General features: G+C 63.7%; 11 protein-coding genes. 1 reads left to right on the top strand and 10 read right to left on the bottom strand.

The genetic code is table 11. The annotated features are described in order from the left end of the window. Positions 1–29 precede the first annotated feature (29 nt). The 10 genes from E3T47_RS14395 to E3T47_RS14440 form a co-directional block, all read right to left on the bottom strand. Positions 30–812 (bottom strand): regulatory protein RecX, encoded by a 783-nt coding sequence (locus E3T47_RS14395; RefSeq protein ID WP_134556742.1) that lies wholly within the window; start codon positions 810–812, stop codon positions 30–32. 59 nt (positions 813–871) lie between these two features. Continuing rightward, complete coding sequence (recA, locus tag E3T47_RS14400; protein WP_134556743.1) at positions 872–2,017, bottom strand: recombinase RecA; 1,146 nt, start codon at positions 2,015–2,017, stop codon at positions 872–874. Between the two features lie 305 nt (positions 2,018–2,322). Continuing rightward, on the bottom strand, positions 2,323–2,547 hold the full coding sequence (locus E3T47_RS14405) for a DUF3046 domain-containing protein (RefSeq protein WP_134556744.1): 225 nt from the start codon (positions 2,545–2,547) through the stop codon (positions 2,323–2,325). Between the two features lie 118 nt (positions 2,548–2,665). Then, positions 2,666–2,974, bottom strand: coding sequence for a helix-turn-helix domain-containing protein (locus tag E3T47_RS14410; RefSeq protein ID WP_134556745.1), 309 nt, complete (start codon positions 2,972–2,974; stop codon positions 2,666–2,668). 157 nt (positions 2,975–3,131) lie between these two features. Beyond that, a complete protein-coding gene (locus tag E3T47_RS14415) occupies positions 3,132–3,710 on the bottom strand; it encodes a CinA family protein (RefSeq protein ID WP_241982288.1) in 579 nt (192 codons plus the stop codon). Next, entirely contained in the window at positions 3,697–4,290 is a 594-nt protein-coding gene (pgsA, locus tag E3T47_RS14420; protein WP_134556746.1) for a CDP-diacylglycerol--glycerol-3-phosphate 3-phosphatidyltransferase, read from the bottom strand. The genes E3T47_RS14415 and pgsA overlap by 14 nt, the downstream gene beginning before the upstream one ends. A 3-nt stretch (positions 4,291–4,293) precedes the next feature. After that, entirely contained in the window at positions 4,294–7,206 is a 2,913-nt protein-coding gene (locus tag E3T47_RS14425; protein ID WP_134556747.1) for an FtsK/SpoIIIE family DNA translocase, read from the bottom strand. 112 nt (positions 7,207–7,318) lie between these two features. Then, positions 7,319–8,545: an ABC transporter permease gene (locus E3T47_RS14430; RefSeq protein ID WP_134556748.1), complete on the bottom strand. Its 1,227-nt coding sequence runs from the start codon at positions 8,543–8,545 to the stop codon at positions 7,319–7,321. Continuing rightward, positions 8,542–9,237, bottom strand: a complete 696-nt coding sequence (locus tag E3T47_RS14435; protein ID WP_134556749.1) for an ABC transporter ATP-binding protein — start codon at positions 9,235–9,237, stop codon at positions 8,542–8,544. Before E3T47_RS14435 ends, E3T47_RS14430 begins: the two co-directional genes overlap by 4 nt. Further along, complete coding sequence (locus tag E3T47_RS14440; RefSeq protein WP_174844687.1) at positions 9,234–10,292, bottom strand: permuted SH3 domain-containing protein; 1,059 nt, start codon at positions 10,290–10,292, stop codon at positions 9,234–9,236. The genes E3T47_RS14435 and E3T47_RS14440 overlap by 4 nt, the downstream gene beginning before the upstream one ends. A 263-nt stretch (positions 10,293–10,555) precedes the next feature. On the opposite strand from E3T47_RS14440, the gene E3T47_RS14445 reads away from it, so the two are divergent. Further along, positions 10,556–12,667, top strand: coding sequence for an Ig-like domain-containing protein (locus E3T47_RS14445; RefSeq protein ID WP_166805731.1), 2,112 nt, complete (start codon positions 10,556–10,558; stop codon positions 12,665–12,667). Positions 12,668–12,743: the final 76 nt, after the last annotated feature.

Genomic DNA, 12,743 nt, shown 5'->3' on the forward strand with positions numbered 1-12,743 from the left:
GGCCGTGTGGCCTGGCCCAATCGAGAGCATCACCGGAATCGGACTTTAGAGCCGCCACCGCCACCACGGCTGTCCATGGCGGCCCTGACGGCGAGTCGTACCGCTGCCGAACCGTAGCCCTTACGCATGAGAAAGCCGGTGAGACGGCGGTCGATGGTCTGATCGTCGAAGCGTTCCATCTGCCCGATCCGCTTGGTGGCCAGGTCGATGGCGCGTTCAGCTTCGTCGTCGGGAAGCTCCTCGAGTTTGTCGAGCATGACGCCCGGGTCGAGCTTGCGCCGACGCATCTCGGCCTCGACGCCGGTGCGGCCAAGGCCCTTGCGCACGTTGTGGCTGTGGATAATCTGGTCCGCGAGCTTGGCCTCGTCGAGGTACTCCAGCTCAATAAACTTCTCGATGATCTCACTCGCTTCGCCCGAGTCGACACCGGTGGCGTTCAGCACCAGTAAGGCCTCGACCATCGACAGGGAACGACCGCGCAGCCGGTGCAGCAGCACCTTCTCCGCCCGCTCACGCTGGTCGAGTGCATCGGCCGCAGCATCAGCCTCATCGTCGTCACCGTTGGCTGCCAACTCGACATTGGCCTCGTCAGCGGCAGCGGCAGCCTTGCTGGCGGCTGCCGCTGAAAATCTGTCGATCTCGATCGGACCAGCCTCGAGCGGGGTGGCTTCGAGCGAGGAGGCTTCGAGTAAGGAGGCCTCGAGCGGGGAGCGTCGTTTCATTCCCGGCGCCGCACCGTGCAGGTAGGTCACGGGAGCCAAATCGGCGTCTGCGCGTTCTGCTGCATCATCCTGGGGTTCGAAGTGAACCATTCCCGTGACCTGCCTTTCACTGCTTCTGCTGGGCTGTGCTGCGGTGTGGTGCTGCCTGGTTAGGCGGTCTTGCGGGCGGGCGGGGCCTTCGCGACGACCGGCCCACCGGACAGGAGGGCCTCAGCATCAGCTTCGGCCTTGGCCTTCGTCTCTGCCTCCAGCGCGATGGCGGCGGCCACCTTTTCGGCAGCCTTGGCGGCGATACCTTCGGGGCCGATGCCGAGCTTTATCAAAATCTTGCGCTCGATCTCGTTGGCCATTTCGGGGTTCTTGAGTAGGAAGTTGCGCGAGTTCTCTTTACCCTGGCCCAGCTGATCGCCGTCATAGGTGTACCAGGCGCCGGACTTCTTGACGATGCCCTGGTCGACACCGAAGTCGATCAGGCTGCCCTCGCGGGAGATACCGATGCCGTAGATAATGTCGAACTCTGCCTGTTTGAAGGGCGGCGCCATCTTGTTCTTGACGACCTTGACCCGGGTGCGGTTACCGATGGCCTCTGTTCCGTCTTTCAGGGTCTCAATGCGGCGAATGTCGAGGCGCACCGAGGCGTAAAACTTGAGTGCCTTACCGCCAGAGGTCGTCTCGGGGCTGCCGAAGAACACGCCGATCTTTTCGCGCAGCTGGTTAATGAAGATCATGGTGGTGTTGGTCTGACTGAGGCCACCGGTGAGCTTGCGGAGGGCCTGGGACATGAGGCGGGCCTGGAGGCCGACGTGAGAGTCACCCATCTCGCCCTCGATCTCGGCGCGCGGTACGAGGGCCGCAACGGAGTCGACGACGATGAGGTCGATGGAGCCGCTTCGCACGAGCATGTCGGCGATTTCGAGGGCCTGTTCACCGGTGTCGGGCTGGGAGACGAGAAGGGCATCGATGTCGACGCCGAGCTTCTTGGCGTATTCCGGGTCGAGGGCATGCTCGGCGTCGATGAAGGCGGCTATGCCACCGTTCTTCTGCGCATTCGCGATGGCATGCAGGGTGAGTGTGGTCTTTCCCGAGGATTCCGGGCCGTAGATTTCGACGATGCGTCCACGCGGCAACCCGCCAACGCCGAGCGCGACATCCAGGGCGATCGACCCGGTAGAAATGGTTTCAACGGGCGCACGTTCGTCGCTGCCGAGGCGCATGACCGATCCTTTGCCGAACTGACGATCGATTTGCGCGAGAGCGGTTTCGAGTGCTTTCTCGCGGTTCGCTTGTGATGCCATGGTCGTGATCTCCTAGGTTCTGCACGGTCGCTATGACCCGTGCATGGTGGCGCCTGTAGGCTGTCGGCCCGCGTATCGGGAGCACCCCGGTACTTGTTTCGACAAGGCAATTGCTGACTTTGTCTGACAAATGCGACTGTACGCCGCACCTCCGACACTGGCCGGGGGCACGATCGAGCAGTGCACAATCTGTTAGATGGTCTGCTGTGGAGGAGCCTATCAAGGCCGAACAGGTATTCGAGCATTGTGCGTGATATTTTTTTGCGTGTCGAACTGTCGGCCTAACCGGGGGTGTAAACAGCGCGCTACAGACGGGGAGCGGGGATACCGGCGCCGTACCAGCGACTGCGCGGCACGTCGACTTCGGCGCAAAGAGCCAGCCAGACATCCCGGGCAGGTACACCGGCCGCGAGGGCCTGGTCGGCGGTTCGCCCGCCGAGCGGCGTGAGCACGAGGTCTCGGGTGAGTACGCGCCCGTAGGCGTCGCCGAACTCGTCCTTCATGGCGGTGCGAAATTCGCTCAGTCGCACAAGACTCCTTCACGCTGCCCTGACAGGCAGCAACTCCTGAAATGAAAACCACCGCCGACACTCAGTGTCGGCGGTGGTTGACGATGATGTAATTCCTGAGGATGCTGTCGGTCGGTGGTTATCGCACCATGAAGTCTGCATCAAACGTGGTGACGAAGTCGTCCGGTACCGTATCGGGGAACTGATCAATTCCCTCGATGACGGCGAGACGGTCACCAACTTCACGCATGATGACCGAAATCGGGGTTTCCAATGCGTCGGCGACAGAGGCGAGGATCTCGGATGAGGCCTCTTTCTGTCCTCGTTCTACCTCGCTGAGGTAGCCGAGCGCGACGCTGGCTTTGCTTGCGACCTGACGCAGGGTACGCCCCTTTTGCAGGCGGAAGTCCCTGAGCACATCGCCGATCTCCTGACGAACAAGAATCATCGGAACCTCCTTCTTATGACTGATATCCGAAGCCTATAACTGCCGGGTTGCTGTGCTGGATGCTTACAATACTGCATTCATCCGACACGTTGACACTACCGAGAATCATTGGGCTTTACTTGTGAATGTCCTCGATGTAACCAGCCCGTAACAGGAACTATTCCGGGTCACCCTGCGCTATCAGCGCACGCACAGCATCGATGGCCTGGCGCACGGTTTCGGCACGAATTTCGGTGCGGTCGCCGTGCAGTTGGAGCGGCACGGCCCAGGAACCGGTGCCTTTGGACAGGCCGATGAACACCGTACCGGCGGGATGACCACCGTCCTGACCAGGCCCGGCCACACCCGTGGTCGACACACCGACATCTGCACGCACGTCGTCCACGGCAAGCAGGGTGCGTACGCCGCCCGCCATTTGCTTGGCGACGTCGGCGTGTACGGGCCCGTGCACGTTGAGCACACTGCTGTCGACGTGGAGCAGGCTGCGTTTGAGCGCGGTGTCGTAGGCGACCAGTCCCCCACGCAGCACAGCGGATGCGCCGGGGATACGCACGAGTTCGGCCACAAGCAGGCCCCCGGTCAATGACTCAGCGACGGCGATGGTGAGACGGCGGGCGGTGAGCTCCGCGATCAGCTCGGCCGCCGTATCCACCTGACCAGCCGCCGGCCCGGCTGATTCAGGCGAGTAAATGACGGGCATTGACGACGTGATCGGGGCAGGGTCAGGCAACGTCATGCTTTCGCAGTCGCCAGGCCGAGACGAGGTAGTCGAGGCCGGATGCCACGGTCAGTACGAGAGCAATGGTCATGGTGGCCGTGTTGACCCAGTCCACCCAGTCGCCGAAGACCAGCTGGAACGGGAGTAGCGCTAGCGAGATAGCCACGGACTGAGCAATGGTCTTGAGCTTGCCGCCGCGGCTGGCCGGAATGACCCGGTCACGCAGCATGACGAACCGAAACACGGTGATGCCGACTTCGCGGACGAGGATGACGATGGTCACCCACCAGGGCAGCTCTCCGAGGATGGACAGGCAGACCAAGGCACCACCGGTGAGGATCTTGTCGGCGATCGGGTCGAGAATTTTGCCGAGGTCGGTCACGAGGTTGTAGCGGCGAGCGATCATGCCGTCGATGCCGTCGGTGGCGATCGCGATGATGAACAGCACGGCGGCCGCCCAGCGCAGGGCATCGTGGGCACCGTTGTCGGCGAGCAGCATCCAGATGAAGACGGGCGCGAGCAGAATACGCACGACCGTGATCAGGTTGGGCACATTCCAGTTGCTGGGGCGGGTGAAGGATGGTTGCGGTGTTGCCATAGTTCAGTCCCTGCCGGTTAGTTTCCAGGCATCCTCGTCATCCTCGGTGCCGTCCACCTCAGGATACCCCTGTGACATTTTCTCCACGGGGTCGTCGGCGTAGCGCGGATCGGGCGCCGATTCGGCGCGCCCGTCGGACTGGGCCTTGAGGGCGTGCTGCTCATCATCGGAGCCGCGCAGGCGGGCGAGCACGCTCGGCAGCTGCTCGGCATTGACGAGCACATCGCGCGCCTTCGAACCTTCGGACGGGCCGACGATCTCTCGGGATTCAAGCAGGTCCATCAGGCGGCCCGCCTTGGCAAATCCGACGCGCAGCTTGCGCTGCAGCATCGAGGTCGATCCGAACTGGGTCGAAACGACAAGTTCGGCGGCCGCGAGCAAGACCTCGAGGTCATCGCCGATGTCTGAGTCGATCTCCTTGCGCGGGGCGACCATGGAGACGTCGGGTCGGTAATCGGGCCGGGCCTGCATGGTGACGTGCTTGACGACCTTCTCGATTTCGTCTTCGGTGACCCAGGCACCCTGCACGCGCACGGCTTTCGAAGCGCCCATCGGCAGAAACAGCGCGTCGCCCTGACCGATGAGTTTGTCGGCACCGGGCTGGTCGAGGATGACCCGGGAGTCGGTGACGCTCGTGACGGCGAAGGCCAGGCGCGAGGGAACGTTGGCCTTGATCAGCCCGGTGACGACGTCGACGCTCGGCCGCTGCGTGGCCAGCACGAGGTGGATTCCGGAGGCACGGGCGAGCTGCGTGATGCGCACGATGGAGTCTTCGACGTCGCGCGGCGCGACCATCATGAGGTCGGCGAGCTCATCGACCACGACGAGCAGGTAGGGGTAGGGCTTGAGCTTGCGTGCGCTACCGACCGGCAGCACGATCTCCCCGTTGACGACGGCCTTGTTGAAGTCGTCGATGTGGCGAAAGCCGAAACTGGCCAGGTCGTCGTAGCGCATGTCCATCTCTTTCACGACCCACTGCAGCGCTTCCGCCGCTTTTTTCGGGTTCGTGATGATGGGCGTGATGAGGTGCGGAACGCCGGCGTAGGCGGCGAGCTCGACCCGCTTCGGGTCGATGAGTACCATGCGTACGTCGCTCGGCTTGGCACGCATCAGCAGGCTCGTGATCATGGAGTTGACGAAGCTCGACTTGCCCGAGCCGGTGGAACCGGCCACGAGCAGGTGGGGCATTTTCGCGAGGTTGGCGATGACGAAGCCGCCGCCGACGTCTTTACCGACGCCGATGGTCATCGGGTGGGTGGCGTTGGTGGCGGTGCTCGAGCGCAACACGTCACCGAGGGTGACGATTTCACGGTCGGTGTTGGGAATCTCGATACCGATGGCGCTTTTGCCGGGAATGGGCGAGAGGATACGCACCTCGTTCGAGGCGACCGCGTAGGAGAGGTTCTTGCTGAGCGCGGTAACGCGCTCGACCTTAACCCCTGGGCCGAGTTCGATCTCGTACTGGGTGACCGTTGGACCCCGAGAGAAACCGGTGACCTTCGCGTCGACCTGGAATTGGCGCAGCACCTCGGTGATCGACTTGACGACGTCATCGTTCGCGGCCGAGCGTGCCTTGGCCGGCGGTCCGGCGGTAAGAGTAGAAGCCGCGGGCACGAGATAGGGAATGGCCGATTGCGGGTCGGCCAAGTCGGAATCGGAGCCTGCAAGCGGCGGGATGGCGGCGCCGTCGGCATCCACTGCCTGGCTCAGTTCGGGGAAGACGTCGTCGAAGCCGGGGAGCGCCTCGGTGTGGCCTGCCGGGTCGTCGGAGTGCAGGCCGGTGGACGGACCCGTGCCGAGGTCGACTTCGCCGGTGAACCGCTTGACGGCGAGTTCGGCCTTGCGCAGGTCTTCGAGCACCTCCGTGCCGTAGTGATCTCGCTCCGGCGGCGCCGTGTGGTCGGTGACCTCGGATTCGATGGCGCTATCGAAACCGCCGCGGGACTGGGCACCGCCGAGCAGCACGCTGAGCGGGTCGGGGGCTTCGGTAGCCGCTGCTGCCATGGATTCACTCGACAAGGGGCCGCCAAAGTCGGGGTCCTCCTCCCGCTTGCTGTTGTTGCGGCGCCACCACGGCAGGGCACCCTCTGGGCCGTCTTCGGCGTCGACGCCGTCGAGCTCGACCTGCGCGGTCTTGCCCGGCTTGTCGCGCTTAGTGTCCTTGGCCGCCGCACGCTCTTCGTCGTCGGTGAGCTGCGCGCCGAACAGCCAGTCGTAGAGCTCGCGGGAGCGCTGGCCGATGCGATTCGGCGGGGTTTTAGTGATGATGAACAGGCTCAGCAGCAGCAACAGGATGACCACGATCGTGGCGCCGATCGAGGTGGTCAGCATGATAAGCGGGGCGGCGATCATCCAGCCGATCACCCCACCGGCCAGCGCGAGCTCCGGCATGCCGTCTTGAGGCTGCGGCTGCACGCCGAAGATGTGGCAGAGCCCCGAGATGGTCACGAGCAGCAGGCTGAGTCCGATTCCGATGCGGCCGTTGTCGTGCACGGAACTTGGTTTGCGAAACAGCCAGACGGAGAACAGCAGCAGGATGACGGGCAGGGCGAAGGCCACCCGGCCGAACAGGCCGCCGAAGGTGTATGCGTCGAGCTTCTGGGCGACGACGTTGTTGATCAGGAACCATTCGACGATGGCGCCAGAGATGGCGAGCAACACGAGAAAGAACGGCAGGCCGTCGCGGCGTTCGTCTTTGGAAAGTTTTTCGGGGCCGAGAGCGCGGGCGGCACCGCCCGTGAGGTGGGCCAGGCCCATCCACGCGCGCGCGCCGAGGCTGGGCTTCACGTCGACGGCGGTGAACTTGACCGTCTTCTGGGCGGCGGTACCGCCGTTGCGGATCGGCGGTTTGCGCGCCGGAGCGCCCTTCGGTGCCGGGGTGCGGGCACGCCCGCTCGACTTAGTGCTCGTAGCCATAAAATAACGCTACCAAGCACCGGTGACATTTTCGGGGCCCCACGCCCACGGCCGGCGGGAGCGGCCTTCGAATGCCGCGCGCCGGCATCCGTTTGCGGCGTCGTGGCCGGCATCAGTAGCGGATGGCGTCGATCACTTTCACCCGCACCGCGACGAGGGCCGGGATAAGCCCGGCAAGGGCACCGACGACGGTCGCACAGACCAGACCGAGAACGGCCGCTTCGACCGGAAACGGCGGAAAATCGGTGACCTGTCCCTGGCTGATGAAGTCCTCCACGAAGGGGCTCTTCACGATGAGCACGGCGGCGATCACCCCGACAATACCGGCCACGACGGTCGCGACGACGCTTTCCATCATGACCGCAAAGAACACCCGGGCAGCGGTCGCGCCGAAGCTGCGTCGAATGCCGATCTCCCGAATGCGCTGCTTGAGGGTGACCAGGGCAATGTTGACCAGGCCGAGGGCGCCGAGAAGCAGCACGAGTCCGGCGATGGCGCCGACGGTGAGCTTGAGCGAAAGGTACGGGTCGCCGACCGTGTACGCCGCGTAGTCCTGCCGGTTCAGCTGAACGGATGCCTCACTCCCCAGAGCACCCTGCACGTCACGCTGCAGCGCGGTCACCAGCTGTTCGGACACGTCGACCGGCACCCACAGCTCGTAGGACGGCGGTCCGAATTGCAGGTTCGGGTCGGCGACAACCGGCGTGATGGCGGTGAGCGCATCGGCGAGCATGTACATAACCGGCTCGGTCTCATACGGGAGCGCCGGGAAGACACCGGTAATGACGGCCGTCGTGGTTCGTTCGCCCACCAGGGTCGCGGTCGGGTGAGTGCGCAGGTCGGGGCGGCCGAGGCGGTCCCAAAAGACGGAGTTGACCAGCACGGCTGGCGCGAGCCGGGCCTGATCCTCGTCGGTGAACCAGACGCCCTCCTCGAGTGTCATGCGGTGCATGGTGCCGTAGGGCTGGTCGACGCCGACGGTGCGCACCGGGACAGCGCCGTCGGCGAATTGCACCGTCTGGCTGGTGTTGACAACCCGGCTGGCATAGTCGATTTGGTAGCGTTCGAGCGCCGTGCGCCAGATTTCGGGCATTTCAGGCGGGGTAGAGCCGTCATTCATCGACACGAATAAAGACAGGCTGGCGGCGCGCCCCCCCGACCGCTCGCTCGATTCAACGGTCGCCTGCTGGGCGACCGCGCCGAGTCCGACGACGGTGGTGATGGCGCAGACGGCAACGGCCACGCCGATCAGTGAAAGCATGACGCGGGTTTTGTGGATTCGCACCTCCTGCCAGGCTTCGATGACGGAGCCAGCCAGGTTGCTCGCGATGCGCTTCATGCTGGCACCGCGCTGGTGACTTGCAGAACCCCGTGGTCGAGCCGCAGGTGCCGGTTGGCACGGGCGGCGATGGCCGGGTCGTGTGTGATGGTAATGAGGGCGGCTCCGGACTCGGTGGCGACCTCGTCGATGAGGTCCATCACCGTCTCGCCGGTTTCGAGGTCGAGGGCGCCCGTGGGTTCGTCAGCCAGGATCAGTCGCGGGCCGCGCACCAGCGAACGGGCGATCGCCACGCGCTGTTGCTCACCGCCGCTCAATCGGTCGGGCAGCGAGCCGAGCCGGTTGCCAAGGCCGACCCGTTCAAGCATTTCGGTGGCGATGCGGGCGCGCTGCCAGAACTGGCGACCCTCGGCGTAGAGCAACGGGGTCATCACGTTCTCAAGGGCGGTGCGACCCTGCAGAAGGTTGAACTGCTGAAAGATGAACCCAACCTCACGGCCGCGGAGGCGGTCCCGGGCACCGGACGACAGCGATTGCACCGGGCGGTCTTCGAACAGCATGGTGCCGCTCGTGGGGTTGTCGAGCAGCCCCAGCAGGTTTAGCAGGGTGGTTTTGCCCGAACCCGACCGGCCGACGATCGACACGCGGTCGCCCACCTCGACGTCGAGGTCGACGCCGGAGAGAATCGTGAGTGGCGGCGCATCGATAAGTTGCACGGTGCGGGTCACGCCCGCGAGGTGCAGGAGGGTCATCGGGAGATCCCGGTGCTCGAGATGCTGGGGCTGAAGCAGACCTCGCTGCCGTCGGGCTGAAGTTCGCAGCCCGAGCCGCCGCCGACGACGGCACCGGGAACGAACTGGTTGATCAGGTCACCCGCGACGAGTCCGTCGATGACTTGCACGTTGACGCCGTCGGTCATGCCGAGCGTAACCGGGCGTTCTTCGGTACCGCCGTCGGGCAGCACGAACCAGACAACGCCGGTTTCGGCGGAGCCCTTCACAGCGGTGGTAGGCACCACGAGCACGTTCTCGGCCAGCCCGGCGGCGATGGTGATCTGCGCGGCCAGGCCGGAGAAGACGGTCACCTCGGCCGGAATCGCGCAGGTCACAGTGGTGCCGCTCGTGCCGTTCTCTCCGCCGGTCCCGCCGTCACCGCCGACCTGGGCACCAGCCAGCGGGGTGGTGATGGTCAGGCCGGTGCAGGTGAACGGCGCCGGCCCGTTCGTGATCGCAACGGATGCCTCGGTCGGCCTGGTCAGCAGCCGATACTGCTGCTCGGGGCTGAGCGCTCCGCTCACCGAGAAGCTCGGTGGCGCGACCTGTCCGGTGGCATCTCCCACGGCCACGCTCTGGCCGTGGATCACAGTGAGCGAGCTGAGGATGCCGGTGATCGGGGCAAGGACCCTGACGAAGGTGACCACCGGTTTCGGTTGGGTAATAGTGACGTTGCCATCGGCACCCGTTGTTTCGACGGGGTCCTTGATCGTTTCGACCCGGATGTCGTAGATCTTGTCGTCTTTGTTCACGGCCTGGCCGGACGCCACGAAGATCTCATCGACCGTGCCGATGGCGGTCGCTTTGACGGCGACGGCCGGATCGGCGCTGACCGTGCCGGGTAGGGTCACGTCGTTGCTGATGGTGCCGAGGCCCACCGGAATCTGCGGTTCAACGATGACACCGGTCGGTTCGGCGGGATTGCTGTCGGCGGCAGCGTCTGGGTAGAACGCGAGCTTCACGAGAGCTACGGCGATCGCGGCAATGACGATCAGTCGAAGGATTGGAAAGACCCATTTGCGTGCAATGTTCACAACACTCCCCACACGGCCGACCGGAAGTGGTCAAGCTCGATGGCCCGATCCTAGCGTTTTGAGAGTTCGTAGGGCTCAGGACGTGCGATCAAGATCGCCACGGATATTCCCCGCGATCCTTGCCTCACTGACCGTCTCGGAATACTATCCGCTCGATAACGGGACTATTTGGACACTAACGGCGCTGTCACGGCGCTGAGTTGAGAGGCGCCATGCGCGGGTCACTGGTTCGGGGAACTATCGCTGTGACAATCGGCGGTCTGTTGCTCGCCGGGCTGACGCCCCATGCGCAGGGCGCGGCGGCCGCCAGCAAGACGATCGACGTACCAGATCCCTACAGCCACGGCCTGCGCGTATCCGCGGACTCGAGATACCTGCCCGACCCGATGGTGGTGCCACGGTCGGCACGAAGTATCCGCCTCGACCTGGCAGACCCAACATTGCTCCTGGATACCGCTTCGTACCGTATTTATGGTGACAACTTTGAAGTGCGGGGAACGGCAACGGTCGGCACTGCGTCGCACAGCATCGTGGTGCCCCTCCCGACCGACTTCTTTCAGGTCAGCGCTGGACATTCGCCGATTCGACTTATCGATTCAGCTAAAGACTTCTATGGAATCGAAGTCGAAGCATCTGGTGCTGCAAACGGGCCGACACCCCCGAGCGAATACGAGCTCCGTCCGGGCGACGGTCGGAGTCATCTCAGTGTCAGCGTCGTCTTCCAGGCGGGCACGGCGACATCGGACACTCTGGGAGTGTTGGATCTGACCCTCCCGCTCAGTGAGGCCTGGGCCCCGGGCGGTGATCGGACCTACTCGCACAGCGAGGTCACCTGGACTCCACAAAAGCAGGTTGTCGCTGCAGGCGACACGATAACGCTGGTGGGCGCACCCGGGCAATGGAAAACCAATTTTCGCGGAGAGTCTGTGAATCCCTACGCAATAGTTTGGTACGCGAATGAAATTGATAACTACAACCAGTTGGACCTTCCGACAGCAACGTCTTTGGACGGTAGCCGTTTGACGATCACCATCCCGGAAACGATCGACCGGTATATCTACAACGCACCGCCACGAATTGAGATTTACACCAATACCGGTCCCGAAGGCGAAAACACGGTCGAAACTTTTGTACCCATCGCTATCAGCTACCGGTCGATCGCTCCCGGAGTGCCTGTTGTGGATTCGGTTCGCGCGGGCAATGGCTTTGTCGATCTGTCTTGGGGGGCACCGACCACCGGCGGGAGAGTCGAAACGTACCGGGTTCGGTCGTTCTCCGGCGCCACTGTCGTCAAGACTCAGGTCGTGGCGGGTCGGCTCGATTTCGCAACAGTTGTTGGTCTGACCAACGGCAGGCCATACAGCTTCGACGTAACCGCAACGAACGCGTCGGGCAGCGGCGCTCCCTCAGCCCGCACCGCGATCGTTACGCCACGAACGGAATTCGTGCCCCCCACGGTCATCAACAAGAATCCTGCGTCCGATGCACGTTCGATCAGCCAAACGGCCAATGTGACCGCGGTCTTCAGCGAAGCGGTGACGAATGTGAACGCGACCTCTGTTTCGCTTCGGTACGGCACAACGTTGATCCCGGCTGCAGTGACCTACGATTCGGCCACCCGCACCACGACGTTGAACCCGACTTCTACGCTGGGCCCAGATCGTCTCTACTCGGCGTTCATCTCGGGCATCCGGGACCTGGCCGGCAACCTCATATCTCCAATGACCTGGTCGTTCAAAACCGGGCCGGCTCCCACGATCGTGAGTAAAACGCCGACGAGCGGTGCAAACTCGGTCGCACAAACGTCAAATGTCTCGATAGTCTTCAGCGAACCGGTGACCAAGGTCTCTGGAGCCTCGATTTCGCTGCGGCGCGCAGGCGCCGTCATCCCGGCGACGATCACCTACAATTCCGTCACACGAACGGCCCTCCTGAACCCCTCTTCGACACTGTCAGCGGATGTCGTGTACACGGTTGATGTGACGGGGGTGCTCGACGCAGTCGGCAACCCGCTCGTTGCTACGACCTGGTCGTTCACGACGGGCCCGGCTCCGTCCGTTCTGAAAACCGCGCCGGCAAGCGGCGCAACGACCGTTCAGCGTACCGTCAGCCCTACAGCCACTCTCAGCGAGACGATCACAGGCTACACTTCGGCAACCGTGCGCGTCACTCAAGCGGCCACAGGCGCCGCCATCGCCGCAAGTGTGTCCTTCAATTCGACTTCAAAGATTCTGACGGTGAATCCATCTTCGATCTTGGCGGCGAACACGAAATATCTGGTGACGATCACCGGAGGGACTGGTGCCGTCCGAGACTTGGCCGGCAACCCGCTGGCAACCAAAACCTGGACCTTTACCACGGGAAGCAGCCTTTAGCGGAAGAAGGCTGGAACCCACGGATAGGTCGCGTTGGGCGATGGCGGTCGCAGCAGCCTTGGATCGAGCTAGTCGA

It is taken from the genome of Cryobacterium ruanii (genome assembly GCF_004404055.1).
In the GTDB taxonomy this organism is placed as follows: domain Bacteria; phylum Actinomycetota; class Actinomycetes; order Actinomycetales; family Microbacteriaceae; genus Cryobacterium; species Cryobacterium ruanii.

What these genes read in the sequence shown, in the direction of transcription:
- E3T47_RS14430 (WP_134556748.1), bottom strand. Translation starts at nt 8,545, where the DNA reads ATGAAGCGCATCGCGAGCAACCTGGCTGGCTCCGTCATCGAAGCCTGG.
- E3T47_RS14410 (WP_134556745.1), bottom strand. Translation starts at nt 2,974, where the DNA reads ATGATTCTTGTTCGTCAGGAGATCGGCGATGTGCTCAGGGACTTCCGC.
- pgsA (WP_134556746.1), bottom strand. Translation starts at nt 4,290, where the DNA reads ATGGCAACACCGCAACCATCCTTCACCCGCCCCAGCAACTGGAATGTG.
- E3T47_RS14435 (WP_134556749.1), bottom strand. Translation starts at nt 9,237, where the DNA reads ATGACCCTCCTGCACCTCGCGGGCGTGACCCGCACCGTGCAACTTATC.
- E3T47_RS14425 (WP_134556747.1), bottom strand. Translation starts at nt 7,206, where the DNA reads ATGGCTACGAGCACTAAGTCGAGCGGGCGTGCCCGCACCCCGGCACCG.
- E3T47_RS14395 (WP_134556742.1), bottom strand. Translation starts at nt 812, where the DNA reads ATGGTTCACTTCGAACCCCAGGATGATGCAGCAGAACGCGCAGACGCC.
- recA (WP_134556743.1), bottom strand. Translation starts at nt 2,017, where the DNA reads ATGGCATCACAAGCGAACCGCGAGAAAGCACTCGAAACCGCTCTCGCG.
- E3T47_RS14415 (WP_241982288.1), bottom strand. Translation starts at nt 3,710, where the DNA reads ATGACGTTGCCTGACCCTGCCCCGATCACGTCGTCAATGCCCGTCATT.